Genomic DNA, 26,377 nt, shown 5'->3' with positions numbered 1-26,377 from the left:
CGGACGCCATGGACGTCGCGCAGGGTTGGCCCTTACCAGCGCAATGTGGGCAAAAGGTGACAGGTTTTTTAGTCAAACCTAACGCATTTCGGTGGGCGCGGCGGCGCCGATCAGCGTCAGGCCGGACGTCAAGACATCCGAAACAGCCTGCACCAGCCCTAGTCTGGCATGCGTCAATTGTCGGTCGTTAACCTTAACAAAACGTAAGTCCGGATTATCGGTGCCGCGGTTCCAGTGCCCGTGGAAGCTTGAGGCCAGATCGTAGAGGTAGAATGCCAGCCGATGCGGCTCGAGCGCAAGTGCCGCCGACTCGATCAACCGTGGATATTCAGCGAGTTTCCTGATCAGGCCGATCTCGCCTTCATCGGTCAGCAACGCCACGGCAGCTGCCAGGCTGTTGCGATCGAAATTCGCTTCGCCCAATTGCTCGCTCGCCTGCCGGAACACCGAATGGCAGCGCGCCGAAGCGTACTGCACATAGAACACCGGATTGTCCTTGGACTGCTCGGTCACCTTGGCGAAGTCGAAATCGAGCGGCGCATCGTTCTTGCGATAAAGCATCATGAAGCGGATGGGGTCGCGTCCGACTTCCTCCACCACTTCGCGCAGCGTCACGAAATCGCCGGACCGCTTGGACATGCGCACCGGCTCGCCATCGCGAAACAGCTTTACCAGGTTGCACAGAAGAACCGTGAGCTTCACATCGTCGCCGGCGATCGCCCGCGCCAGCGCTTCCAGCCGCTTGACATAACCGCCATGATCGGCGCCGAGCACATAGATCAGCTCGACGAAGCCGCGATCGACCTTGTCCTTGAGATAGGCGACGTCGGCGGCGAAATAGGTGAACGAACCATCCGACTTGACCAGCGCCCGGTCCATGTCGTCGCCGACCGCCGTCGAACGGAACAGGGTCTGTTCGCGATCTTCCCAGTCGTCCGGCCTCTCGCCCTTGGGCGGCGGCAACTTGCCTTTGTAGATATGGCCCTTCAGCGTCAGGTCGTTGATCGCCGAGCGGATCTTCCTGGCATTGTCGGCGTGCAGCGTGCGCTCGGAGAAGAACACGTCATGATGCACGTTGAGCAGCGCCAGATCCTCGCGGATCATCGCCATCATCGCGTCGATGGTGCGGTCCTTGACGATGGCGAGCGCCTCTTCGTCCGGCATCTGCAGCAAGGACCGGCCGAATTCCTTGGCCAGCGCCTGCCCGACCGGGACCAGATAGTCGCCGGGATAGAGCCCGGCCGGGATCTCGCCGATCTCGTCGCCAAGCGCTTCGCGATAACGCAGCATCACCGAGCGCCCGAGAACGTCGATCTGCGAGCCGGCGTCGTTGATGACATATTCCTTGGTCACGTCGAAGCCGGCAAAGGCCATCAGATTGGCAAGCGCATCGCCAACCACCGCGCCACGGCAATGGCCGACATGCATTGGTCCCGTCGGGTTTGCCGATACATATTCGACATTGGCTTTCCTGCCGCCGCCGATGCTGGAGCGGCCGTAATTGCGGCCCTCCCCTAGAAGCGTCGTGAGATGTGCCTGCCAAAAACCGTCCTTGAGCCGCAAATTGACGAAGCCAGGGCCCGCAACTTCGGCGGCCGCGACATCCTTGTCGTCCCGCAGCGCGAGCGCCAGGCGCTCGGCCAGCGCCCGCGGGTTCTGGCCGGTGGGCTTCGCCAGCACCATCGCCGCATTGGTAGCGAGATCGCCATGGCTGGCATCGCGCGGCGGCTCGACGGCGATGCGCGACAGGTCGGGCGGAACACCGTCATTGTCTTTCAGATCAAGCGTTTCGACGGCTTTTATGATTCGCGCGGTGAAGTCGGCGAAGATGTTCATGGGTATGACTCTGGCGGCTTTGCAGGGAATCCGGCTTGTTGGCCGGCAAAATCGAGCCCGCCCTAGCTCAAATCCGGCGTACGGTCAAACAAACGCCGGTGTTCCTTCAGCGCGTAGGTGTCGGTCATCCCCGCCAGAAAGTCGGCCACGCTGCGCGCCTTGATGCGATCCTCGGCCCGGTCGAGCCCTTCGCGCCAGCCGTCCGGCATCGCGCGCGGGTCGGCGAAATAGACGTCGAACAGGTCCCTGACGATCCGCTCGGCATCGGCGCGCACGCGCATGACTTCCTTGTGCCGGTAGAGGTGCTTGTAGAGAAAGGCCTTCAGCTCTTTCTCGGCGACGGCCATTTCGGCGGAAAAGGTCACCATCGTCTGGCGCGCCGCCCTCACCGCATCGGCGCTCTGTGGCCCGGTGCGTTCCAGATTGGCGGTGGTCGACCTGATCACGTCCTCGACCATGGCAGTGATCTGGCGCCGCATCAGCTCGTGACCGGTGCGCACCTCGTCGAGATTGGGATAGCGCGCGCGCACCCCCTCCAGGATGGTCCCCGGCAGCGAGACGGCCTTCAGCATGTCCAGCGTCAGCAGCCCCGCCCTCAAACCGTCGTCGATGTCGTGGGTGTTGTAGGCGATATCGTCGGCGATGGCAGCACACTGCGCCTCGATGCCGGCGAACCGGTCGAGTTCGAGGTCGTGCAGTTCCGAATAGTCGCGGATCGCCTGCGGCACCGGACCCTTCAGGCCCTTGCCGTTTGCATCGGTCAGCGGACCATTGTGCTTGACCAGGCCTTCCAACGTTTCCCAGGTCAGGTTCAGTCCGTCGAACTCTGCGTAGCGCGCTTCCAGCCTTGTCACGATGCGCAGCGATTGCGCGTTGTGGTCGAAGCCGCCCCAATCAGCCATCTTCTCGTTGAGGGCGTCCTCGCCGGTGTGGCCGAAAGGCGTGTGGCCGAAATCATGGACCAGCGCCACCGCCTCAGCCAGATCCTCGTCGCCGCGCAGCGCCCGCGCCAGGGCGCGTGCGATCTGCGCCACCTCGATCGAATGGGTCAGCCGGGTGCGATAATGATCGCCTTCATGGGCGATGAAGACCTGCGTCTTGTGCTTCAGCCGCCGGAACGCGGTGGAATGGATGATGCGGTCGCGGTCGCGCTGGAAGGGCGTGCGGGTCGGGCTTTCGACCTCTTCGAACAGACGCCCGCGCGAGCGCGCCGGATCGCTGGCGTAGGCCGCGCGGGGCCTATACCCGAATCCGATGTCGCCCAATTCGTTGGTCATGGTCGATGCCGCCTGACTTTGGCCGCCTGACTTTGGCCGCTAGACTTTGGCCGCCAGACTATGGCCGCCAGACTATGGCCGGTTGACTTGGCCCTTCGCGCTTCATACCTATCATGTGAAACCGAAAGCAAGGTGACGCCCATGGGCGCGGATGCCAAGACTGCCATGAAAGTCGAGATGACCGATGCCGCCGCCAGGCGGATCGCCAAGATTGTGTCGGGCGAGGCCGGCAAGACGGCGTTGCGCGTTTCCGTCGAAGGCGGCGGCTGCTCCGGCTTTTCCTACAAGTTCGATCTGGTCGAGGCGCGCAACGACGACGATGTCGCCATCGAGAAGGACGGCGCCACGGTTCTGATCGATGATCTGTCGCTGGTCTATATGGGCGGGTCGGTGATCGATTTCGTCGACGACCTGATGGGCCAGTCGTTCCAGATCCGCAACCCGAATGCGGTCGCCTCCTGCGGCTGCGGCACAAGCTTCTCCATTTAGGAACAACATGCCTGCCATTGGCGCGGTCCGTCAGGTCGCACTCTCGGCCGGGCGAGACCTCGACGCGACTCTGGCCTTCTGGCGCGACGTGCTTGGGATGAGCGTGCATGCGCGTTACGATCCGCCGGGCATCGCCTTCATCATGGCCGGCAGCGTGCGGCTGCTGTTCACCGACGGCATTCCAGCCGGAACCGTCTATCTCGACATATCAGGTCTCGAGGATTTCCACGCCGGCGCGAAAGCTGCGGGCGTTCCCTTCACCGCGCCTCCGACGCTTGTTCATCGCGACACCGAGGGCCAGTTCGGCCGGGCGGGGGAAAGCGAGTGGATGGCCTTTCTAAAGGATCCCGCAGGCAATACGATCGGTCTCGTCGAACGTCTTGCCCCGGAAGAACATTGAGGCCGCCATGAAGATCGTCACCTGGAACATCAACGGCATTCGCGCCCGCATCGGCAACCTCACCCATTGGCTGACCGAAAGCGCCCCCGACATCGTCTGCCTGCAGGAGATCAAGACGGTCGACGAGCAGTTCCCGCGCGCCGAGATCGAGGCGCTTGGCTACAATGTGGAAACCCACGGCCAGAAGGGGTTCAACGGCGTCGCCCTGCTGTCGAAACTGCGCTTCGACGAGGTTATCAGAGGCTTGCCCGGCGATGACGCCGACGAGCATGCGCGCTTCATCGAAGGCGTGTTCTCGACCGACAAGGGCGCGCTGCGTGTCGCCTCGCTCTATCTGCCGAACGGCAATCCGATCGATGACGAGAGGAAATTCTCCTATAAGCTGTCCTGGATGGCGCGGCTGGAGCGCTGGGCCGAGGAGCGGCTGAGGCTGGAGGAAGCCCTGGTGCTGGCCGGTGACTACAATGTCATTCCCGAACCTGTCGACGCGAAATTCCCGGAGAACTGGCTGAATGACGCGCTGTTCCAGCCGCAGACGCGGCAGGCGTTCCGCAGGCTGAAGAATCTCGGCTTCACCGAAGCGGTGCGTTCGGTCACCGATGCGGGTGACACCTTCACCTTCTGGGACTACCAGGCCGGCGCCTGGCAGAAAAACAACGGCATCCGCATCGACCACCTGCTGCTGTCGCCCGAGGCCGCCAACCGGTTTTCATCGGCCTCGATCGAAAAGCATGTGCGCGCCTGGGAAAAACCGTCCGACCACGTGCCGGTGGCCATCGATCTCGATTTGCTGCCGGCCTGACGGAGACCCCGAGCCCGCGCTGGACCTCCTATCGCCACAATCAGGCGCATGATGGAAGATCATCATGGCGGCTGGGGTTCCCATGACCATACGACTTGTCCTTTGTCCGATCGGCCTGGCATTCGCCATGGCCGCTCCCGCGGCGGCTTTCGCCGCTGAGGAATGTCTCGCCAATGAAAAATCCTACCCGGTCGGCCAGGTCGCCTGCCTGACGGTCGCCGACAAGAGCCATCTCGCCCGCTGCGAAATGGTGCTCAACAACACCTCATGGACGAAGGTCGAGGATAGCTGCCCGCAAGACATGTTGGCACCCCACCCGCCGATGACGCCGATCTCGGCGCCCGCTCCCAGCATGGTGCCGACGAAGCCGACCGAGAATTGAGTTTGCGGTGGCTAATCTCCCCCCTTGTAGGGAGATCGGCGGTTCGGCCGTCGCTCCTTACTGCTCAGCGTTGGTACCCTTGGTCAGGATGTCGTCAGCGAGCGAGATCGCGGTGCGGCGGTCGGCTTCGCCGGCGGCGGCAAAAGCCTCTTCCTGCATGCCGCGGATCCAGGGCTGGTCGGCGGGCGCCGCACGTTCGAGTGCTGCCGTCATCATCGCCAGGCCGCGCACGATTTTGCCGCTCTGGAACAGCAGATGGCCGAGCGTCGCCTGCGCGCCGGCATGGCCTTTTTCGGCGGCGAGCTGGAACCAGCGCCCGGCCTGCTTGACGCTGGCCTTCACGCCGCCCTCGCCCTTCAGGAACATCTGCCCCATCTCGAACTGGGCATTCGGGTTGCGGTAGTTGGCGGCGGCGCGCATGTAATATTCCTGGGCCGCCACTTCGTTCTCGGTCACCGGGCTGCCGGGAATGCCTTTGCGCAGGTAGTCGCCCAGCGCCACCAGCGCGTCGGAGACGTAGCTTTCTTCCGGTGAGCCGGGCTCGACGTCCTGATCGACGATCTCCGAGAAGAACTTGAACGCCTCGTAATCGTCGCGCGCCACGCCGTCGCCCTCGGCATACATGCGGGCAAGCTTCCAGGTGGCGCCGATCTGGCCGTTTTCGGCGGCGTATTTATAGGCCTCGGCGGCCTGTTCCTTGTGGCCGTTCTTGTAGGCGGAGAAACCGAACTGGAACACCGCCCAGGGGCTCGACTGCGGCTTCACGCCGGTCTTGTCGTCGAACACCTTGTCGTCGAAGGCCATGGCCTGGCCGACGGCGCCGAAGATCGCCAACGCGACCAGTGCCGGAAGGACAGACGACCTCAACAACTCTGGCGTTGACTTCAACAACTCAGATGTCCGCATAGCAGTGTGTTTCTTTCGCACCGCCCGGATGGGTGACCGCGCCGTCGCGGGCGGAACCTACCGTCTGTGCGTATTTCCATATCGCGCCCGACTGATAATCGGTCGTGCGCGCCTTCCAACTCTTTGCCCTCGCAGCCAGTTCCCTATCGGACAACGCCACATCGATCGTGCCGTTCACGGCGTCTATAGAGATCACATCGCCGTCCCGGATGAGGCCGATCGGACCGCCAACGGCTGCCTCCGGCCCGACATGGCCGATGCAGAAGCCGCGCGTCGCGCCCGAGAAACGGCCGTCTGTGATCAGCGCCACCTTGCCACCCATGCCCTGGCCGTAGAGTGCCGCCGTCGTCGACAGCATCTCGCGCATGCCAGGTCCGCCGCGCGGCCCTTCGTAGCGGATGACGAGAACTTCGCCTTCCCGGTAGTTGCGATGCGTCACCGCTTCGAAACATTCCTCTTCCGAATCGAAACAGCGCGCCGGGCCGGAGAATTTCAACTCCGTCATGCCCGCGACCTTCACGATCGCGCCTTCGGGGGCAAGGTTTCCCTTCAAGCCCACGACACCGCCGGTTTGGGTAATAGGTCTGTCGGCCGGGCGGACCACATCCTGGTGTTCATTCCAGGCAACATGCTCCATATTTTCGGCCAAAGTGCGGCCAGTGACCGTCAGGCAGTCGCCATGCAGGTAGCCGTGGTCAAGCAGCGTCTTCATCAACAGCGGGATGCCGCCGGCCTCGAACATGTCCTTGGCGACATATTTGCCGCCGGGCTTGAGGTCCGCGATGTATGGCGTCCTCTCGAAAATCCGGGCGACATCGAACAGGTCGAACTTGATGCCGGCCTCATGCGCTATGGCCGGCAAATGCAGCGCCGCATTGGTCGAGCCGCCAGTGGCCGAAACCACCGTTGCCGCGTTCTCCAGTGCTTTCAGCGTGACGATGTCGCGCGGCCGGATATTCCTGGCGATCAGTTCCATGATCTTTTCGCCGGAGGCGAAGTTGAAACGATCGCGCATTTCATAGGGCGCCGGCGCGCCGCAGGAATAGGGCAGTGCCAGGCCGATCGCCTCGGCCACGGTCGCCATCGTGTTGGCGGTGAACTGGGCGCCGCAGGAGCCGGCCGACGGACAGGCGGCCTGCTCGATTTCAAGCAGTTCGGCATCGCCGATCGTGCCGACCGAGTGCTGGCCCACCGCCTCGAACACATCCTGCACGGTGATCTGGCGGCCGCGATAGCTGCCGGGCAGGATCGAGCCGCCATAGATGAAGATCGACGGCACGTTGAGCCGCACCATGGCCATCATCATGCCGGGCAGCGACTTGTCGCAGCCGGCGAGCCCGACCAGCGCGTCGTAGCAATGGCCGCGCATGGTGAGCTCGACCGAATCGGCGATGACTTCGCGCGACACCAGCGAAGACTTCATGCCCTGGTGGCCCATGGCGATGCCGTCGGTGACGGTGATGGTGCAGAATTCACGCGGCGTGCCGTTGGCGGCCGCGACGCCCTTCTTGACTACTTGCGCCTGGCGCATCAGCGAAATGTTGCAGGGCGCCGCTTCATTCCAGCAGGAGGCGACGCCGACCAGCGGCTGCGCGATCTCGGCCGCCGACAGGCCCATGGCATAGAGATAGGAACGATGCGGCGCACGCGCCGGACCGACGGTCACATAGCGGCTGGGGAGCTTGGCCTTGGAGATGACTTTGGCGTCCATACTCTTCCTTGCCCCACATCTTCCTCGCAAGGGGGCGGTGCGGCCTGCCTCATCGCCGAGCCTTTTGGCGCGTGTCCCGAGACAAGATCGAGGTGCGCCGGGTTTATGGCGGGAAATGGGCAATTTCCTCGGCCTGACTTCTAGCGCAGGGGTTGTTCAGAAAGTGTTGCCAAAACATCACATCGACACGAGGCGGAGCCGGTGCGGTTTATCTGCAACGCAGTCCTGGGGCCGACAGGCTCGGCCACAGCCCGCAACGAAAAAGGCCGGGCATTGCCCGGCCTTTCATTCGATCTTACAGAGACTTAGAACTTGATCTTCACACCACCAGAGATCGCCGTGATCAGATCATTCCCGAAATCGTAGCTGGCATCCTCGCCTGCAACATAGCCGTTCTCACCAGCCAATGTCCCCGAATGGCCGCTGGTCAAAACGCCGACCGCTCCAGCGAGCCGCACTTCGATGTTGGGCTGCGGCGTATAGGCGACGCCGCCGCCCAGGGTCCACGTATCGGTCTGCGCACCATAGCCATGCGAGGTGCCACGATCCCAAGTCAATTGACCGGCGGCACTCCATTGATCATTGAACTTGTGGCCGATACCACCTGAAACGGTCCAGCCGTCACGATACATCAGGTCGAGCGACGTCACTTGACCCGGACCGTTCGTGAAGCAAGCCGCCCCAGGCGCAATTGTTGGGCAGATCGGAACGCTCTGCAGCACGCTCCAGTTGACCCACTTGATTGAACCGAAGGCCAGCCAGCCAGGCGCAATACCGGACTGCAGTTTCAGTTCCAGCGAATCCGGCATCGACTCCTCTGCGCCATAGATCGGCCGAGAACCTCCAAGAATAGCCGGTAAGGTGAGTGTGCCCGAAATGTTGTCAAGCTTGACCTTCGAATTGTAGACCAAGCTGGCGCGGAGCGCGATGTCAGGGATTTCGTAGGCGAGGCCGGCGCGCCAGCCCCAACCGCTAGCCTCCAGATCGACACGACCCGTCAATACGGGGGCAAGATTGACCAAGCTTTCCTTGAAGCCCGAGATATCCTGGTAAAACAACCCGCCGATAAAGCGGAGCTGGCCCTTGCCTGCATCAAACTTGTAGGAACAGGTGCCGGCGTAGTTGTTGCTCTTGATATCGGTCTCGATGTTAGAGAGCGCGCCGTTCCACATACCAGGCGCTGTATGCGCACCCCAAGGCTGCGAATAATCGACCATGCAGTCGACGCCCTGCACAATCTGGGCCTTCATTCCTATGCGCGGTACCCAATAACCCTCGGCTCCGTCGGCCGAGGTACCCAGGCCGAGATTGGCTCCGCCGGGACCACGCGCATTCTCGTACTTGCGATCCGGCATCACGTAGGTCGCTTCCGCGTCCGTCGTGAACGGAGCCGGATCGAACAGGAGGTCGATATCGTAGCCGCCGCGCTCCAGGCCGCCGGCATGTGCCGAGCTCATTGCCGTCCCCAGCAAAGCCAGCGAAAAGCACCCTGCCCCCAGCAGTGCTTTCAGACGCAGATTGTTCATGGATGTCCTCCCCGAATAGTCAGTGCATCCAGCTAGAACCAATTCAGGTTAACGGTGCAACAACGAATTCTCGGGGCGTACATGTACATGTCCACCGGACGCATCCCGGACAAAATGCAGACCAGCGCAGCAAGGCAAAAAAACGGTCCGCCGGGGGGCGTCGCACTCAAAAAAGCAGGAGAAAATCGGCCAAAAGGGCCAAAAATAAGTAGTTTTGAGCAGTCAGACGCCCCATTGTTACATTATGGCAACAATGGGGCGAAAACTTCCGTTTACGTCAACATTAACGCTACGGAATGCCGGTTTTCGAGGCAAAAAGCCACCCCATTTTAGAGGGTCCTAAAGCCTCCCGAATCTGCCTTCAACCCGCTTCGCGAACCCTGGCCAACGCCACCGAAAGCTTGCCCTGCGCCTCGCGGTATTCGGCCAGCTTTTCACGCTCGGCTTCCACGATCTCGGCCGGTGCGCTGGCGACGAATCTTTCGTTGGACAGCTTCTTGTGCAGGCGTGCGATCTCCTCGGTCACCTTGGCCAGTTCTTTCTGCAAGCGCGCGGCCTCGGCGGCGAGATCGATCAGGCTGCCGAGCGGCAGGCAGACCGTTGCCTCGTTGAGCACGATCTGCGCCGAGCCCTTGGGTGCGGCGTCAACCTGCGAGATGTCGCCGACGCGTGCCAGCCGCTTGATCGCGGCGGCGTGGCGCTCCAGCCGTTCGTGGGTAAGCGTGTTGGCTCCGATCACCATCAGCGGCGCGATGGCTGCCGGCGGCACGTTCATTTCCGAACGCACGGAACGAATGCCGGACACGAGATCAACCAGCCAGTTGATGTCGGCGGCCGCTTCAGCGTCCTCGAAATCCGGCGACGGCCACGCGGCATGGCAAAGCAGCGAAGCGCGTTCCTTGCCCTCGCCCGCGGTCTGCGCCCAAAGTTCCTCGGTCATGAACGGCATCATCGGATGCAGGAGCTTGTAGATCTCGTCGAGCACGAAGGCGACGCAGGCACGGCTTTCGGCCTTGGCCGCCTCGTCCGCGCCCATGAACACCGGCTTCAGCAGCTCCAGATACCAGTCGCAGAACAGGTTCCAGACGAAGCGGTAGGCCGCCCCCGCCGCCTCGTTGAAGCGGTATGAGGTGATGCCGTCCGTGACCTCTCGCGCGGCGCGTGTCAGCTCGGTCAGGATCCAGCGGTTGACCGCCAGCTTGGCGTCGTTCAGCCAGAAATCGTCGTTGCGCGCGACTTCGTTCATTTCGGCGAAGCGCGTCGCGTTCCACAGCTTGGTGCCGAAATTGCGGTAGCCGGCGATGCGGGCGGGATCGAGCTTCACATCACGTCCCTGCGCCGCCATCACCGTCAGCGTGAAGCGCAGCGCGTCGGCGCCATATTCGTCGACGAGGTCGAGCGGGTCGACGACGTTGCCTTTCGACTTCGACATCTTCTGCCCGTTCTTGTCACGCACCAGCGCGTGCATGTAGACGGTGTGGAACGGCTCCTCGTCCATGAAGTGCAGGCCCATCATCATCATGCGGGCGACCCAGAAGAAGATCAGGTCGAAGCCGGTCACCAGCACGTCGGTCTGGTAGTAGGTCTTCAGTTCCGGCGTCTCATCCGGCCAGCCCAGCGTCGAGAACGGCCACAGCGCCGACGAAAACCAGGTGTCGAGCACGTCCTCGTCGCGGCTCAGGATTTCGCCTGGCTGGAAATTCTCGAGCTTGTCCTCGACCCAGGCCTTCCAGGGTCCTTCGAGCGCCAGATAATATTCGATCGCGGCACTCAGCGCTTCTTCCTCGGTCTTCTCGACGAAGACGCGCCCGTCCGGCCCATACCATGCCGGAATCTGGTGACCCCACCAAAGCTGGCGCGAGATGCACCAGGGTTCAATGTTTTCCATCCACTGGAAGTAAGTCTTTTCCCAATTCGCGGGTATGATCTTGGTGCGCCCCTCTCGCACCGAGGCGATGGCCGGCTTGGCGAGTTCCGCCGCGTTAGCATACCACTGCTCGGTCAGGAACGGCTCGATCGGCACGCCGCCGCGATCGCCATGCGGCACGGCGTGGCGATGCGGTTCCACCTTGTCGAGGAAGCCGCCTTCTTCCATCAGTTCGACGATCTTCTTGCGCGCGACAAAGCGGTCGAGGCCGTTGAGTTCGTCCCAGACCGCCTGGCGCTCCGGCGTCACCTCGAGGCCGGCGAGGAAATCCTCATTGTCCCTGAGGTTTAGCGCCGCCTCGACGGTGAGGATATTGATCGCCGGCAACTTGTGGCGCTTGCCGACCTCGAAATCGTTGAAGTCGTGCGCCGGCGTGATCTTGACCGCGCCAGAGCCCTTCTCCGGATCGGAATACTCATCCGCCACCACGGGAATCTTGCGGCCGACGATCGGCAGGACGACATTCTTGCCGACAAGGTGCCGGAAACGCTCGTCCTCCGGATGCACGGCGACGGCCGTGTCGCCCAGCATCGTTTCCGGACGTGTGGTCGCAACCGTGATGAAGGTCTTCGGGTTTTCCGGATCGAAGGCCACGCCTTCAACGGGGTACCGGAAGTGCCAGAGATTGCCGTTGACCTCCTGCTGCTCGACCTCGAGATCGGAAATCGCCGTGAGCAGCTTGGGATCCCAGTTCACAAGGCGCTTGTCCTTGTAGATCAGGCCTTCCTTGTAGAGCGTGACGAACACTTCGAGCACAGCCTTGGACAGGCCCTCATCCATGGTGAAGCGTTCGCGCGACCAGTCGGCCGAGGCGCCGAGCCGCTTCAGCTGGTTGAGGATCGCGCCGCCGGATTCGGCTTTCCACTCCCACACTTTCTCGATGAACTGTTCGCGGGTGAGGTCGCGGCGATGGATCTGCTTTTCCATCAACTGCCGCTCGACCACCATCTGCGTGGCGATGCCGGCATGGTCCATGCCCGGCTGCCACAGCACGTTCTTGCCGCGCATGCGCTCGAATCGCACGAGAATGTCCTGCAACGTGTTGTTGAGGGCATGGCCCATATGCAGCGAGCCGGTGACGTTGGGCGGCGGGATGACGATGGTGAAGGCCTCAGCCCCCTCCTCGGCGCCAGCGCCGGCGCGAAACGCGTCGGCCTCTTCCCACATCTTGGCAATCTTCGGTTCGACGGTTTTGGCGTCGTAGGTCTTTTCAAGCATGGGAAAACGGTCCGCGCTGTCGGATTTTTGCTGGTCCGGTGTAAATCGGAAGGCTTTGATCGAGTCAACCGTGGGGGCCGCCTCGGCAACCGGCACAACAGAAAGAGGATCACCGTTCAGATAGTGTCTGTCCCGTATGCGACAATCCCTGGTGGCGTCGGCACTGTCACCGGCTCCAGCCGGAGAGGCATTGCACGCCGACGCCGCCCAATCCCAAATGCCAGCTCGGGTCTACGAAACGAGCAATAGCGCGACGTCTCAGGGCGCGCTGGAGTCCTCCGGCTTTTCTTTCATAGCGTCGGCGAACTTGCGCATAAGCCGCACGAGTTCGTCGATGTCGTGCGCGTCCCAGCTTTCGAAAATGGCGCGAGCGTTTCTCTCTCGTGCAGCGTCGATCTTGTCGGTCATCGCCTTGCCCTTTGGCGTGACGACGGCCTCGTTCACGCGGCGGTCTGTCTCGCTCTGCCGGCGCACGGCCAGGCCAAGGCTTTCGAGCTTCGCCACCTGACGGCTGACAGTGGTGTAATCGCGGCCAGCCCGGTCGGCGAGGTCCACTATCCCGATCGGCCCAAGCCGCTCTATCCCGACCAGCAGAGGAAACAGTGCGCGGTCGAGCGCAATTCCGGCCTCCTTTACCATCTGCTCATCGCGCTGAGGCCGGTTCATAAGGCTGGCAATCTCGATCAGCGCTCCGTGGAGCTCGCGAATCTGATGACTTCCAATATGTGTATTTTTCACATTTTTCATTGACGGCACTCCGACTCTCCATTATGTGCATTTTACACACAAGGAGATCGACATGACAAACGGTTTTGCGGCAGATGCGCTCATCTGCGGCGCGGGAGCGGCTGGCCTGACGCTGGGGATCGAGCTTGCACGGCGCGGTATATCTTTCCAGCTCATTGAGAAGATGAGCGAACCTTTCCGTGGCTCGCGCGGCAAGGGCATCCAGCCGAGGACACAGGAGATTTTCGAAGACCTCGGCATTCTCGACAGGGTCGTTGCCGCAGGCGGCGTCTATCCGCCGATGCGCGTGTATGGCGATGACGGCAGCTATATCGAAAAGGACACCGGCGAGCGCCCCGATCCGACGCCGGCAGAGCCTTACGCTATCGCGCTGATGATTCCGCAATTCCTCACCGAGCGGATCATGCGAGAGCGGCTGGCAGAACTAGGCCATAGGGTCGAGTACGGACGTGAGTTGGTTGGGTTCGAGCAAGGCGAAAACGGTGTCATGGCACGTCTTGCGGGGCCGAATGGCGAGCAAACCGTTCGCGCACGCTATCTTGTCGGAGCGGACGGCGGGCGCAGCTTCGTGCGCGGCACGCTCGGCTTGAATTTCCCCGGCAAGACGCTTGGCGTGCGTGCGGTCGTAGCGGATGTGCTGTTGACCGGGCTGGACCGCGATGCGTGGCACCAGTTCAACGACGGTGACATGGAGCGAATGGTCGCGATTTGCCCGCTCGCCGGAACCGATCTCTTCCAGATTCAGGCACCCATTCCGCTGGACGGCGAAGTGGACCTCTCGGCAGAACAACTGGGGCGCTTGATTAGTGAGCGGACAGGCCGCGCCGACGTGCAGGTGGATTCGGTCGCCTGGGCATCGGCCTACCTGATGAACGCCCGGCTTGCCGATCGCTACCGGGTCGATCGGGTATTCCTCGTCGGGGATGCGGCTCATATCCATCCGCCAACCGGCGGCCAAGGCCTGAACACCAGCGTGCAGGATGCTTATAACCTGGGCTGGAAACTCGCCGCCGTGCTTGGCGGCGCGGATGATTGCCTGCTCGACACCTATGAGCAGGAACGGCGTCCAGTCGCGGAATCGGTTCTCGGCCTTTCGACGCGGCTGCTCGACGCCCAGAAACAGGGTGGAATGCACCGCGGCCGCGAGGTGCGCCAGCTCGATATCGGCTATCCGGACTCGTCGCTCTCCAGGGAACTGGCCGAACGCAGCAGCGGCCCGCGTGCGGGGGACCGCGCGCCGGATGCCCAAATCAGGGGCGCGGCGGGCCAACCATGGCGACTGTTCCAACTGCTCAAAGGGCCGCATTGGACGCTGCTTGTTCATCGAGCCGGGAGAGAGACGGTTGCGCCACGCCAGGGGCTGCATGTCCACTACATCGGCCCGCAAGGCGATGTCATCGATGCCTGGGGACACCTTCGCGATGCTTATGCACTGGCACCGGGCGAGTGTGTGCTGATCCGGCCGGACGGGTATGTCGGTGCGATCGCGATTCTTGGCGCGGACCGGACCGCGGAGCTCGAAATCTATCTGGCCCGCATGGGCCTAGTCCAACCCGAAGAAGAACCGAAATGAGCGTCGAGATGTCTTCGAAGAACGAAGTTGGCGCGCCGGACAGGCTCGACTGGCGGTTGATGCTGCCTTTATTCGCTGTCGTCACCCTCTATGCCGCCGGGATCGGTGCGGTTCTACCCGTCCTGCCTTTCTATTTGCGTGAGATGGGGGCGAGCCCTTTCGTCTTTGGCCTCGTCCTTTCCACCGAGGCGCTGAGCCAGTCCGCTGCATCGCCTTTGCTCGGCCAGCTTTCCGACCGTTTCGGACGCAAGCGGGTTCTTCTGGCTAGCCAGATGGTGGCAGTCGTCAGCCTGCTGCTGCTCGCCCAGGCGCAGAGCATCCTGACCGTCCTGCTTGCTCGCTTCCTGTTCGGTTTCACCGCCGGCAACTTCTCGGCTGCGGCGGCCTATGCAGCAGACAATAGTTCGGCGATGACCCGACGCCAGGCGATCGGCGTCGTAAACGCCGGTCTCGGTCTCGGAGGAACCATCGGTGCAGGTTTTTCAAGCATTCTGTCGGAAATATCGCTGACCACCCCGATCTATATGGCACTGGCCTTGTCGGCTTCCGGTGTTGTCGTGACGACCTTCGGCCTGAACGGCGGCAAGGTGATGGGACAGGGCGCGGATGGGGCCGATCGGGAGAAAATCTCATTGCGGGCGGTAACCAGCTCTCCGGTGATCCGGGTGCTCATGGTGGTGATGTTATGCCATTTCCTCGCCTATGGAATGTACACCTCGCAGCTTCCGATCTTTCTTGCCGACAGGTTCGTCTGGAACGGCCACGCTCTCGGACCACGCGAGTTCAGCTACATCATCGCGGCGGACGGTGTGATCAACATCCTCGTTCAGCTTTTCCTGCTCAGATGGCTCGGTCGGTTTTTCTCAGAGCGTCGACTGATCATCCTGATCTTCGCCCTCATTTGCACGGGTTTCGTCAGCGCCGGGATGGCGAGCACAATTCCCGTGCTCGCCTTCGCCGTGCTCTGCATCAGTACGGGCGACGCTCTTGCCAAGCCCACCTATCTCGCGGCGCTGTCAGTCCATGTCTCGTCCGAGCGACAAGGGGTCGCCATTGGAACAGGTCAAGCCCTGGTCGCGGTAACGGATATCGCTTCACCGGTTTTGGCGGGCTTTATCCTTGGATTGGGCCTATATGAAGCCTGGAGCGGCGTGGTCGTGGCAATCGCCATCGTCGGAGCGATCATTGCAGCCACCCGCCTTCCTCGCCATGCCGACCCCGAGATTGCCGTGCCTGCGCCGCCAGTGTGAATGTGCAACGGTGTCCAACTAGCTGCCTAAGGCGTCCGGGAAAATCACTGTCCTCCGCGCGCCACGCGCTCGATCTCTTCGCGCACCAGGCGCTCGACCAGCGTCGGCAGGTTGTTGTCCAGCCAGTCCTGCAGCATCGGCCGCAGCATCTCCTCGGCCATCTCGTCGAACGTCTTCTTGCTGCGGCTGGCAAAGGCGTCGGAGAGTTCGCCAAAGGCCGCGGCGACCTGCCGGCCCGTATGCTCGGAAAGGATTGCCGGACGGGCCGCAGGCGTTTCATCCGCCGCCTTGCCCGCCTCATCGGTGGTCGCCGGGGCGGCGATCGAAGGGGCCCGCTCGAACGCCGGCTCAGGCATCGGCTCGTTCACCGGCGCTTCGGGCTGGGCAACTGGTTTGCGAATGCCTGGTATCGCCTTCGCCTGCTCGCCGACCGCCGCGATCTCGCGGCGCCAATCGGCGACGATGGCATCGCTTGCCGCGCCGGCCTCGGGCGCCGCGGGCCTGTCGGTTCTTTCGGCGGGAAGCGGCTCGGCGGCGATCCGGGCGCTCACCTCGGCAAGCGTCATCGACGCCCTTGGCGTCACGGGATCGGTTCGCTCCGGCGCTTCCATGCGCGCGACCGTCGGTTCGGCCGCCGATGTCTGTGCCTGCACCTCGGCCAACGTGACCGGCTTCCTGACCTCGGGAGCGGCATGCAATTCGGCGCGGAACGCATCGACGTCGGGAGCAGCACCCGCCGCCGGCTTCAGATCCTGCCGCAAGTCATCGGCATCGTCCGGCTGCTTGCGGCCGCTGTCGCTGTCCTCGATGATCCTCCTGATGGAAGCCAGTATCTCTTCCATGGAAGGTTCGCGCTGTGCGCTGCTTGCCGTTGCCATCGTCACATCCGCCGCCCTTGTGACCTGTTGCAGATTTCCGCTCCGGAAAAAGCCGGATTCGAATCATGCGACAGCGTAACCGACGGATCGCCGTACGAGAATCCCCATTCTGGGGACATGTGGGATTTCAACAGATTAGCGAAATTCATCGAAAAGCATGTGACGGCTTGCCGGCGCAGTTGCGCAAACAATGAAGCGGCCCCGCGTTTCGATCGAACGCCGGCCCGCTTCTAGAGAACTACTCGAATCTGTGGAGCTTAGCGGCCGTCCGGCGTGCGCAGGCCGATCCACTTGTCCTTGACGGCGTTGTAGTGCTCTTCAGGCCTGTACTTCGTCGCCTGCAGCGCAAGGCGCTCGGCCGAGAGGCGGCCGATCGCCGACAGGATGGCATAGCTTGCCACCACCACGTCGTGCTCGGAATTTGCCTGATTGATCTTGGCGGTGATGACGGTGGCCTGCGCGTTGAGCACGTCCAGCGTGGTGCGCTGGCCGACATTGCGTTCCTCGATGACACCGTTCAGCGCCAGTTGCGCGGCGTCGATCACCTGCCTGTTGGCGGCGACGCTCTGCTGCGCGGCGGTGTATTGCGACCACGCCGAGGCGACGGCCTGGCGCACCTGGTCGCGGCTGACATCGACCTGGATGCGGGCCTCGCCAAGCGATTCCTTGTTCTGTCGCACGACCGCCGAGGTGCGGCCGCCCGAATAGATCGGGATTGTCAGTGTCGCACCGATGTTGGCTGAGGTCGAACCCCCGTTGCTCCCCTGGAGGTCGGGATTGCGATGCAGATAATCCTCCGAAATGCCGGCCGACGCGGAAAGCTGCGGCAGCAATGCGCCCTCGGACGATTTCACCGAAAACGCGGCCGCATCGACCAGATGCTGGGTGGCGAGGATCGCCGGATGCTCGGCCGAGGCGATGGCAATCGCCGAATCGAGGCTCGGCGGCAGCAGCCTGGCCAATGGCGAGGCAGGCCTGAGCTTGCCCGGCTCGTCACCGACGATCTGGTGATAGCTCGCCGCACTTGCCAGCGCCTGCGCGCGAGCGGCGCTGAGCGACGCCACGGCGGAAGCGCGCGACGCATCGGCCTGCGCAACGTCGGTGCGCGTGCCTTCGCCGACCTCGAACCGCGAGCGCGCGGCGCGCGCCTGCTCGGTCAGGAACTGCAGATTCTGCTCCGTCAGCACCGCGATCTGCCGGTCGCGAATCACGTCCATATAGGCCGTGGCCGCGCTCAACAGCGTGTTCTCCTCGGTGTTGCGCAGGCTTTCGACGGATGCCTTGACCCGCGATTCGGCTGCCGCCACATTGTTTCTCGTCTGGAAGCCGTCGAACAGGCTCTGGTTTATGACGATGCCCACACTGGCCGACCCCGTCTTGACGTTGGCGCCGCTGGCACGGGTATTCACATAATTCGCGTCGGCCGTCCCGGTGATGGTCGGGCGCCAGCCGGACTTGGCGATGGCCACGCTCTCGTCGGTGACGCGTACGCCGGCTCGGGAGGCATTCAGCGAGGAATTGTATTGATAGGCCTTTGCAAGCGCGCCGGAGATGGTTTCGGCCGAGGCGGCCAGCGGGGAAAGCGCGGTCGCCGAAACGAGGACGGCGGTGAAAAGTGACTTGCGTAGAGACGGCACCATTAAACCCTCATTCGTTTTCCATGGGAACCACACCGCACCGGCTTCTCCTTTGAGAACCGGAGCGGCGTGTCAGAATGTTCCCTGTCGCTCGGCCCAAAGTGCCCCCATTGGGATCAGCAACGATTGTTCAAATGCAAGCGACCATGACAAAGCCTCTGCTGCAAGGCCAAATCATTCAGAATTCGAAAGCATGCTCACGTTCGAACCCGGGTAGTGGCTTAATTGCCGCATTAAATGCCCGTCTACCGGTTACAACCCCCCCTGCTTTGAAAAAAAGCCGCGCCACGCCGGAATTGCCCTGCCCTTCGACCGCGACGAGGCGGCCGCCTTCGGCGAGCTGGTCGAGCAGCGCCGCCGGCACTTTGCCGACGCTGCCGCCGACGAAGACGACATCGTAGGGCGCCTTGGCCGCATATCCCTGCGGCAGCGGGCCCTGGACCACGGTCACATTGCCGCAGCCCAGCGATGAAAGCACCGACTTTGCGGTTTCGGCCAGCGCCGAATCACTTTCAAGCGCCACCACGGATCCCGCCAGTCGCGACAGGATGGCCGAGGCATAGCCGGTGCCGCACCCGATATCGAGGACCGAATCGGCCTGACTGATCTCGGCCAGTTGCATCAGCTTGGCCAGCGGCGAAGGCTCCATCAGATATCGCGCGCCGCCGGGGCCGTCCGCGATGCGGATGTCTTCGTCGATGTAGGCGAGATTGCGCTGGCGTTCGTCGACGAAAAGCTCGCGCGGGACGGAAAGCATGGCGTCGAGCAGCGGCGTGCTGGTCACGTCGGTGGTGCGGATCTGACCATCGACCATCTTGACGCGAAGCTCGGAGAAATCAGCGCTCATGTCCCAACCAATCCGCTTGCCGCGCCACATCGCGGTTCATCTAGACGGGAACGGCGAGCCCCTGCGCTGACGCGCGGGAGCCCGGAGATTGGAGGCCTCGCCCGGAATCGAACCGGGGTGCAAGGATTTGCAGTCCTCTGCGTAACCACTCCGCCACGAGGCCTCGTTGCTCCCGGCGTTCCACCCGGTTCCAATAGGTTGCGGCGAAAAAGCCGTCAAGCGGCGACAATGCATTCGCGACGGTTTCGCCTGCGCCAGTCCCCGCACCCCGCTCTAAATGCGAGACAGGGCGGTTCGAGCTGCGTTAGCAAGCCGTTAAGCATGGTGGATGATCGAGAGAAACTCCGCGCACCGGGCTGCGTTGAAGCCGAGGAGGACTACGCCATGCAGCTGGCCAAACCTGACGAGTCGACCAACAATGCGGACAGCTCGCCGCTGCTGGGATGCGAGGAGCTGGTGCGCTACGCCATGGATTGCCTCAAGATAGAAGGCACCGGCCGGCTTTCGCCGCGCGACCGCGCGCGCCTTGCCTCGGCTTCCGCCGTCCTGAAGGAAATCAGCGAGGATCTGAAAGCAGGCCAGCAGGACGCCCCGGAGGAGGCGAGCACTGGAACGCAGGATAGCGCTGCGATTTGATTCGGCCCCAAAGGTCGCCGCGACGAAGCCGGGCAAGGCCCCGTGTGGCCGATCAATCCGGCCGGCGCCGCCGTTCCCACCAGACGACGAACCGGCGCCGATGGCGGCGCACCATGGCGAATTCGTAGGAGAGCACCAAAAGTCCGAGCGGCACCATCCAGAAACCGAGAACAGGCAAGAACCCCAGAATGCCGCCGATCGTCAAAAGCACGCCGATCGCAATCCTGAGGCCGCGCGAACGCGGCATGGTGAACTTGCGCCCGAAGACTGATATCTTTCGCGCCGTTGCCTGGTTTTCTTCTGCTGCCGTCATCTCGAATGGCTGGTCCGTCTGGTGGCTTGAGGGTGTCACTTGAGGAAAGCCGCGACCGCGCATTCGGTTCCGCGCCCCTCGCAAGGAGGCTAATATGAGGACGAACGCCGCCGATTGCGAGAAACGCCTGAGCGAAAAAGTCTCGGAAAAATGCGAAATGGTTCTTTGCAAAGCCGAAAAGGGTTTGCTATAGGCTGCGCCACTCGCATGAGAGCCTCTGTTCCCCGGTAGCTCAGTGGTAGAGCAACCGGCTGTTAACCGGTTGGTCGCTGGTTCGAATCCGGCCCGGGGAGCCACTTAATCCAGAAATGTCTTTAAACCCAAGCATTGCAAGGGTTTCCGCTTCCCAGAGGTACACTGCGGGGTACACTGGGCTATGAAGATCGACGTGAACCACATTCAGAAACGCGGCAAAGCCGGATGGCGCTAAAGGCGCAAAATCCTTGAAGAACTTCGGGCCATTTTGGGCGAGCGAGAACACCTCGTGCCCGCTTGGTGCCACTGACCAGCAGGCCCTAAAGAAATGCCCTGGGGTTCATGCAGAGGCCGAGAAGTTTTTTGTCCGACGCGCTCAAGCGCGCCAACGGCCCCGATAGAGTGGGATCAGTTCCGCAACGAGATAGCCGCTGCTCGCAAAATGGGCTTTGGCGAGGTCATCGAAGCGGCGCGATTCTATGGCGAAGGCGTGCCTGAAGGTCACGCCGCCTTCCACGCAGCGGCTCGATACACCGATCCGTTCCGCTCAATGTTGTCGAGCAAGCCGTCTCTCGAAGAAACCAAAGCCGATAGTGATCAATGCCGCCAGCAGGAAATATCCTAGCGCGGCGGCGAACAGAGGCTCGTAGACCCGAAATGTCTGCGCGCGAACGAGGTTCGCCGCACCCATGAGTTCGAAGACCGTGATCGTCGACGCCAGTGCGGTCCCCTTCAAAAGCAGGATGTTCTGGCCGCCGATCGCCGGCAACGCCAACCTGAAAGCCTGCGGGAGAAGGACGGAAATCATGATCCGTGTTTTCGACAGGCCAAGCGATTGGCCGGCCTCCCGCTGCCCTTCTGGAATGGCCTGTATCGCCCCTCTCCAAATCTCGCCACAGTAGGCCGCGGTGTTCAGGGAAAGGGTAAAAAACGCATAGAAGTCTGCGCCTCGCAAAATGGGCCACAGCGGGCTGTAGCGGATCGAGGGGATACCCGAGAGAATTTGGCCGATACCGAAGTAGCAGAGGTAAAGCTGGACCAGGAGCGGGGTCCCCCGGAACGCGAGGATAAACGCAACCGCAGGATATCGCAGCCATTTGCTGTTGGATAACCGGGCCAGTGCAACCGGGATGGCAAGCAAATTGCCGACCGCCGCACAGCCGAGGAACAGGATTATGGTGACCTGCACGCCGGCCAGAAGCTGATTGGCAAGGTACGCTCCAAACTCAGTCACGCTAGCCCCGCCTCCCGCCACGGACGGTGGCTGTTTCGAGGGCATGGAAAAGCATCGCCGATATGCCCGACATGGCGAGGAATACGAACGCGATCGCGCAATAGAACATGAAGTAGTCGCGCGTCGCGCCGGCAGCCATCTTGCCGGCGAGAACGAGCTCGGTAAAGCCGATCAGGCTGACCAGTGAGCTTTCCTTCAAGACGACCAGCCACAAATTGCCAAGCCCAGGCAAGGCCAGGGGAACCATTTGCGGCACGGTCACCAGGAAGAACGTCTGTCGCCGTGTCAGACCGAGTGCATGGGCTGCCTCGACCTGACCTCGCGGGATGGCCACGATCGCGCCACGCAGGACCTCCGTGCTGTAGCCGCCTTGAACGATCCCAAGCGACAGCGTCGCGGCGACAAACCCATTGACCTGGAATTCGGAAGTCAGTCCCGCCAGGCTCACGGCCCAGCGCAACGCGTCCGTCGCGGTATAGTAGACGAGAAATATGATGAGAATGTCCGGGACGGACCGGATGATTGTCGTATAGGCAACGGCTGCGGAGGCGGCCACGCGGCTCTTCGAGATCTTGGCCACCGCCCCCATGAGGCCGAGGGTCAGGCCCACGAGATAGGCGCTGATCGAAATTCCAAGGCTCAGGCAAGCGCCAAGAAGCAATTCGTCGCCCCAGCCCTTGTCCCCGAAGCTGAGCAGGGTTGCCCAAGACACGGTCGAGTTCATACAGCGCGTTCCAGTTCAATGAAGATGGCGACGGCCGCCCCGTGGCGGCCGTCCCCGGGCCTGAACCAGACGATCAATCGCCGTAAATGTTGAAATCGAAATAGCGCTTGGTGATGGTGTCATACTCGCCGCTGGCGCGCACCGCCTTGAGTGCTGCATTGAGGCGGTCCCTCAGAGCGCTGTCTTCCTTGCGCAGGCCGCCGCCGTCGCCGTATCCAAACATTTTCTCATGCGGCAGCGTCACCTTGATTTCATAAGCCTGGCCCTCCGGCTTCTTCAAGAAATCCTGGATCTGGATGCCTGCCGCCGCCATGAGATCCACGCGTCCGGCCTGGATGTCGGCGATTTCGTCATCGAGTGTTGGATAGATCTTCACTTCGGCAATGCCGTTGAACTTATCCTGCATGTAGGTCGCCTGCAGACTGGCACTCTGTGCCGCGACGGCGATCCCCTTGAATGTCTCCGGCTTGGTCACGTCGAACTGCCGCGTATCCGCCTTGGCACCGACAAGCACGTTGGGCGAATAGTAGTACTTGTCGGTGAAATCGATCACCTCCTTGCGCTTGTCCGTGATCGACATCGAGCTCCAGATAACGTCGAATTTCTTGGCCAACAGCGCGGGAATGATGCCGTCCCAGGCGATATCGACGATCTCGCATTTCGCCTTCATCTCTTTGCAAACGGCATTCATCAGGTCGATTTCCCAGCCTTGCCAGGTGCCGCTGGCATCCTTGACGGAGAAAGGCGGGTATGGCTCCGCGGCGACACCGAAACGGATGACGTCATCGGCCGCCGACGATGGGTTGGCGGCGCCAAATACCGCCACGATCAGTGACAAGGCGAGTGCAAGCTTTTTCATGATTGTTCCCCTTTTTGTTTCTGTGGATTTGTATCTTCCGCAATAATGATGCTGGTCGCCGGGCATGTGCCGATCTTTCGGCGTCGGCCCGTGGCCAGCTGGCAGCATCTCGCATCGTGGACTGGTACGGATGTCGGCGATGCGAACTTGGCCATTCGGCTCAGTCGACCTTCTTTCAGGGCGGTGTTTGAAAACGCTAACAGTTCGAATGATCTCGATCTAATGCCCCCTGCCGTGCGGTTCATCACCAATAGTTATGACAGCGATAGCCCCTTCGAGTGACGCAGTCCGGCGACCGGCAAACGATCGGCGCTCCTTGATCGGCGCGTGCGAGGACAGGGCTGAATTGAACGGTTCACGACGCCGCCATTGATCGCGACTATGAGTTTTCAGCGATAGTCCCGCGTCCACGGGAATAAGCTCGCGACTGTCCACCAAATTTCTGATGTGGCATCGTCGGCTGGTTCCGGCCGGCCGCAATGCAGTCGGTCAGGCCCGTTCGCTCTAAGGTCGTCATATGAATAGCAGCCCTTGCCGATCGATCGAGGAGATGAGCGAAAAGATCGCCGCCGGCTTGTCGCCCGTGGAAATCGTGGAGGATTGCCTCGAGCGCATCCAGGAACTGAATGAACACATCAAGTCGATCATATTCGTGGACGAAGCTGGCGCCCTGGACGCCGCGCTTCAGGCCACACGCGAAATCAGATCCGGTCTATGGCGCGGTCCGCTGCATGGCGTGCCGATCACGGTCAAGGACGTTATCGATGTCAAGGATTGGCCGACAACGGCTGGCTCCCGGCTGTTTCGGGACCACGTCGCGACGGAAACGGCAACGTGCATTGCCAATCTTCAGGCGGCCGGCGCCATCATCATCGGCAAGACGAACCTGCACGAACTGTGCGTCGGCGGTCATGATAACCCTTGGTTCGGCAAGGTCGCCAACCCGCTTGATCCGGACCGTGGGACAGGTGGGACGAGCAGCGGCTCGGCCGCAGCGGTCGCAGCCGGTTTTTGCCTGGCAGCGGTTGGCACGGACAGCGGCGGGTCAAACCGATCCCCGGCTGCTGCAACCGGCTTGTTCGGTTACAAGCCGACGAATGATCTGATCGCCGTGCAGGGCGTCATGAGCATAGCGCCTTCGCTGGACTGCGTCGGCGTTCTTGCACGCTCGGTCAGGGACGTTCGCCTGATGACCGAGGCGCTTGCCGGAAAACGGCTCGCCTCGTCGGCAAGCGGGGGCAGCAAGACGAGAACCGACATCACCATCGGCATCTGCCCCGAGTTGATCGGTGCTGCTGTCGACACGTCTGTCGATGTCGCGATGGCTACCATGCTCGATCGTCCCGAAGTGCGCACGGTCGAGATCTCCTTCGACGACAGGGAGGCGTTCGTCGCCGCGGGACTGACAATCCTCCAATTCGAGTTCGCGCGAATCCACCGCAATGCCATCGATCAGAAGCCGGACATGGTCGGCGACGCGGTTCGCTCATTCCTGCGGGACGGCATTCGTGTCCATGCCGACGCCTATGATAGCGCCATCGCAATCCGTAACGACGTCCGAGGCCGGTTTCTGGAGAAAATCGCGGGCCTGGACGCTCTTGCCATCCCTACGGCGCCTGGATCGGCGCCGCGGCTTTCCGACGAACTTACCGAGGTGAATGGGGAAATGGTGCCGTGGGGAATGGCCGGCGGCCGCTTCCGCCGCTGGGCAAATATGCTTGGCATGCCGGCGCTGGCTATTCCTTTGCCGGTTCCTGGCGGGCTTCCGGTGTCGGTGCAACTTGCCTCAGGTCCGCGTCAGGACGCCGGTTTGCTCGACCTCGCCGAAATGTTGACAAGCAACTGAAATCAGTTCCGCCAAATCGCTGAAAGTTCATAACCTCCAGGAATAAACTTCCTTCGCGCACCTCTTGGAACATCCGGCCCTTCCCATTAATCTTGGCGTTCGCAGCTGGCTGTTTCGGCACAGCGATCCAGCTGCCTGGCAAGGTAACGCGGGCATGAAATTTGGCGAAAAGGACACCGTCACGAAGGAGGCAGAGTTTACGCCTCGCGAGATCGAGGTCTTCGCTTCGGTCATGCTGCATGGAACAACCACCAAGGCGGCCGACGCACTCGACATCACGCAGCCGGCTGTCAGCAAGATGCTCCAGCAACTCAGCGAGAAGGCGGATTTCCAGCTGTTCAGGAAAAGCCGGCAGCGGCTGATCCCCACCCCTGAAGCACACATGCTCTATGCCGAGGTGAAGCGCGTTTTCGAGTCCGCGCGCGGCATCTCGCGCGCCGCGAGGGAGATACGCGAGTTGCGCAGTGGCAGGCTGAACATCTGCGCGCTCCCGGCTTTCGGGTCCACGCTGCTGCCGTCCATCATCACGAGCTTCTCAAAACAGCATCCGTCGGTGTCGATTTCCCTGGATATCCGCAGCTCCGCCACGGTGGTGCAGCGGGCGAGCCGCAATCAGCTCGACATCGGAATAGGCGTAACGGCATCGGACGAGAATTCTTCAATCGTCAGGCGAGCGCTGACAGCGACGCCGCCTGTTTGCGTCATGCCGGCGGGTCACCGTCTGGCCGAACTCGACGTGGTGCAGGCGGAAGATCTCGACGGTCTCGATTTCATCTCGATGGGCTCCGCCGATCCGATGCGGCAGCAACTCGATGCCTTGTGCGAAGAACGCGGGGTGGGACGTCTGTTGAAGGTAGAGGCCAGCCTGTCCAGTGCCTGCATCGCCCTTGTCGCGTCCGGTGCGGGCGTGAGCGTCGTCGACAGGCTTTCGGCGTGGCTGGCGCGCGACCTGCCGATCGAGATCAGGGATTTCCGGCCACGTCTTGATCTGAATCTCAGCGTCTACCGGCCGTGGGGTGTCATTGCATCGACGGCGGCGGATGCCTTCACCGAGCATCTCATCCAGACGACGCGAACCTTTATGAACAGCGTTGAGGCAGGAATCACCGCGCTGGGTCCTCGCCGTCAGGCCGATAGAACTGTTTCCATTCACCGCTGAAAGCC

Annotated in this window: 23 protein-coding genes and 2 tRNA genes; 10 read left to right on the top strand and 15 right to left on the bottom strand. The window is 62.1% G+C overall.

Annotated elements, in window-relative coordinates:
* Positions 1–78 precede the first annotated feature (78 nt).
* Both argS and LB566_RS18835 read right to left on the bottom strand, forming a co-directional pair.
* Complete coding sequence (gene argS, locus LB566_RS18840) at positions 79–1,836, bottom strand: arginine--tRNA ligase (protein ID WP_140551454.1); 1,758 nt, start codon at positions 1,834–1,836, stop codon at positions 79–81.
* Positions 1,837–1,898: 62 nt separating this feature from the next.
* Positions 1,899–3,113: a deoxyguanosinetriphosphate triphosphohydrolase gene (locus LB566_RS18835; RefSeq protein WP_224625477.1), complete on the bottom strand. Its 1,215-nt coding sequence runs from the start codon at positions 3,111–3,113 to the stop codon at positions 1,899–1,901.
* Positions 3,114–3,254: 141 nt separating this feature from the next.
* Here LB566_RS18835 and erpA point away from each other — a divergent pair, with 141 nt between their 5' ends.
* From erpA to LB566_RS18815, 4 genes are all read left to right on the top strand, one after another.
* On the top strand, positions 3,255–3,602 hold the full coding sequence (gene erpA, locus LB566_RS18830; RefSeq protein WP_224625476.1) for an iron-sulfur cluster insertion protein ErpA: 348 nt from the start codon (positions 3,255–3,257) through the stop codon (positions 3,600–3,602).
* A gap of 7 nt (positions 3,603–3,609) precedes the next feature.
* Entirely contained in the window at positions 3,610–4,002 is a 393-nt protein-coding gene (locus LB566_RS18825; protein WP_140551451.1) for a VOC family protein, read from the top strand.
* A 7-nt stretch (positions 4,003–4,009) separates the two neighbouring features.
* A complete protein-coding gene (gene xth / locus LB566_RS18820; protein WP_140495757.1) occupies positions 4,010–4,804 on the top strand; it encodes an exodeoxyribonuclease III in 795 nt (264 codons plus the stop codon).
* A 64-nt stretch (positions 4,805–4,868) separates the two neighbouring features.
* Positions 4,869–5,186 carry a hypothetical protein gene (locus tag LB566_RS18815; protein ID WP_318012859.1) on the top strand — a complete coding sequence of 106 codons (318 nt, stop codon included), beginning with the start codon at positions 4,869–4,871 and terminating at the stop codon, positions 5,184–5,186.
* Positions 5,187–5,243: 57 nt separating this feature from the next.
* Here the strand turns inward: LB566_RS18815 and LB566_RS18810 are convergent, their stop codons facing one another.
* From LB566_RS18810 to LB566_RS18790, 5 genes are all read right to left on the bottom strand, one after another.
* Positions 5,244–6,092, bottom strand: coding sequence for a tetratricopeptide repeat protein (locus LB566_RS18810; protein WP_224625474.1), 849 nt, complete (start codon positions 6,090–6,092; stop codon positions 5,244–5,246).
* Complete coding sequence (ilvD, locus tag LB566_RS18805) at positions 6,079–7,803, bottom strand: dihydroxy-acid dehydratase (RefSeq protein WP_224625473.1); 1,725 nt, start codon at positions 7,801–7,803, stop codon at positions 6,079–6,081. Before ilvD ends, LB566_RS18810 begins: the two co-directional genes overlap by 14 nt.
* Before the next feature lie 305 nt (positions 7,804–8,108).
* Positions 8,109–9,329: an OmpP1/FadL family transporter gene (locus LB566_RS18800; RefSeq protein WP_224625472.1), complete on the bottom strand. Its 1,221-nt coding sequence runs from the start codon at positions 9,327–9,329 to the stop codon at positions 8,109–8,111.
* A gap of 361 nt (positions 9,330–9,690) precedes the next feature.
* Positions 9,691–12,474, bottom strand: coding sequence for a valine--tRNA ligase (locus LB566_RS18795; protein ID WP_224625471.1), 2,784 nt, complete (start codon positions 12,472–12,474; stop codon positions 9,691–9,693).
* A gap of 258 nt (positions 12,475–12,732) precedes the next feature.
* A complete protein-coding gene (locus LB566_RS18790) occupies positions 12,733–13,230 on the bottom strand; it encodes a MarR family winged helix-turn-helix transcriptional regulator (RefSeq protein WP_224625470.1) in 498 nt (165 codons plus the stop codon).
* Between the two features lie 43 nt (positions 13,231–13,273).
* Here LB566_RS18790 and LB566_RS18785 point away from each other — a divergent pair, with 43 nt between their 5' ends.
* Together LB566_RS18785 and LB566_RS18780 are read left to right on the top strand one after the other, a co-directional pair.
* On the top strand, positions 13,274–14,794 hold the full coding sequence (locus tag LB566_RS18785) for an FAD-dependent oxidoreductase (protein ID WP_224625469.1): 1,521 nt from the start codon (positions 13,274–13,276) through the stop codon (positions 14,792–14,794).
* The gene (locus LB566_RS18780; protein WP_224625468.1) at positions 14,791–16,044 is read left to right on the top strand and encodes an MFS transporter; all 1,254 of its coding nucleotides are present in this window, start codon (positions 14,791–14,793) and stop codon (positions 16,042–16,044) included. Before LB566_RS18785 ends, LB566_RS18780 begins: the two co-directional genes overlap by 4 nt.
* A gap of 44 nt (positions 16,045–16,088) precedes the next feature.
* Here the strand turns inward: LB566_RS18780 and LB566_RS18775 are convergent, their stop codons facing one another.
* From LB566_RS18775 to LB566_RS18760, 4 genes are all read right to left on the bottom strand, one after another.
* Positions 16,089–16,922 carry a PopZ family protein gene (locus LB566_RS18775; protein WP_224625467.1) on the bottom strand — a complete coding sequence of 278 codons (834 nt, stop codon included), beginning with the start codon at positions 16,920–16,922 and terminating at the stop codon, positions 16,089–16,091.
* A 257-nt stretch (positions 16,923–17,179) separates the two neighbouring features.
* Positions 17,180–18,559 carry a TolC family outer membrane protein gene (locus tag LB566_RS18770; protein ID WP_140551544.1) on the bottom strand — a complete coding sequence of 460 codons (1,380 nt, stop codon included), beginning with the start codon at positions 18,557–18,559 and terminating at the stop codon, positions 17,180–17,182.
* A gap of 178 nt (positions 18,560–18,737) precedes the next feature.
* Positions 18,738–19,406, bottom strand: a complete 669-nt coding sequence (locus LB566_RS18765; protein ID WP_224625466.1) for a protein-L-isoaspartate O-methyltransferase family protein — start codon at positions 19,404–19,406, stop codon at positions 18,738–18,740.
* A gap of 89 nt (positions 19,407–19,495) precedes the next feature.
* Positions 19,496–19,569, bottom strand: a tRNA-Cys gene (locus LB566_RS18760).
* Positions 19,570–19,790: 221 nt separating this feature from the next.
* On the opposite strand from LB566_RS18760, the gene LB566_RS18755 reads away from it, so the two are divergent.
* A complete protein-coding gene (locus LB566_RS18755; RefSeq protein ID WP_140551441.1) occupies positions 19,791–20,042 on the top strand; it encodes a hypothetical protein in 252 nt (83 codons plus the stop codon).
* A gap of 52 nt (positions 20,043–20,094) precedes the next feature.
* Here the strand turns inward: LB566_RS18755 and LB566_RS18750 are convergent, their stop codons facing one another.
* On the bottom strand, positions 20,095–20,355 hold the full coding sequence (locus tag LB566_RS18750; RefSeq protein WP_140551440.1) for a hypothetical protein: 261 nt from the start codon (positions 20,353–20,355) through the stop codon (positions 20,095–20,097).
* Positions 20,356–20,576: 221 nt separating this feature from the next.
* On the opposite strand from LB566_RS18750, the gene LB566_RS18745 reads away from it, so the two are divergent.
* Positions 20,577–20,651: transfer RNA gene (locus tag LB566_RS18745), tRNA-Asn, on the top strand.
* Between the two features lie 446 nt (positions 20,652–21,097).
* Here LB566_RS18745 and LB566_RS18740 read toward each other — a convergent pair.
* The 3 genes from LB566_RS18740 to LB566_RS18730 all read right to left on the bottom strand — a co-directional run bounded on the left by LB566_RS18740 (position 21,098) and on the right by LB566_RS18730 (position 23,367).
* Positions 21,098–21,784 (bottom strand): ABC transporter permease, encoded by a 687-nt coding sequence (locus tag LB566_RS18740; RefSeq protein WP_224625465.1) that lies wholly within the window; start codon positions 21,782–21,784, stop codon positions 21,098–21,100.
* Between the two features lies 1 nt (position 21,785).
* The gene (locus LB566_RS18735) at positions 21,786–22,508 is read right to left on the bottom strand and encodes an ABC transporter permease (RefSeq protein ID WP_140551438.1); all 723 of its coding nucleotides are present in this window, start codon (positions 22,506–22,508) and stop codon (positions 21,786–21,788) included.
* A 73-nt stretch (positions 22,509–22,581) separates the two neighbouring features.
* Positions 22,582–23,367 (bottom strand): transporter substrate-binding domain-containing protein, encoded by a 786-nt coding sequence (locus LB566_RS18730; RefSeq protein ID WP_140551543.1) that lies wholly within the window; start codon positions 23,365–23,367, stop codon positions 22,582–22,584.
* Between the two features lie 550 nt (positions 23,368–23,917).
* On the opposite strand from LB566_RS18730, the gene LB566_RS18725 reads away from it, so the two are divergent.
* Both LB566_RS18725 and LB566_RS18720 read left to right on the top strand, forming a co-directional pair.
* Positions 23,918–25,213, top strand: a complete 1,296-nt coding sequence (locus tag LB566_RS18725; RefSeq protein WP_224625464.1) for an amidase — start codon at positions 23,918–23,920, stop codon at positions 25,211–25,213.
* Between the two features lie 64 nt (positions 25,214–25,277).
* Positions 25,278–26,372 (top strand): LysR substrate-binding domain-containing protein, encoded by a 1,095-nt coding sequence (locus tag LB566_RS18720; RefSeq protein WP_224625463.1) that lies wholly within the window; start codon positions 25,278–25,280, stop codon positions 26,370–26,372.
* Positions 26,373–26,377 lie beyond the last annotated feature (5 nt).

Origin of the sequence: Mesorhizobium sp. CA13 (assembly GCF_020165235.1) — a bacterium.
In the GTDB taxonomy this organism is placed as follows: domain Bacteria; phylum Pseudomonadota; class Alphaproteobacteria; order Rhizobiales; family Rhizobiaceae; genus Mesorhizobium.
This window is presented reverse-complemented; position numbering and strand designations above follow the sequence as displayed.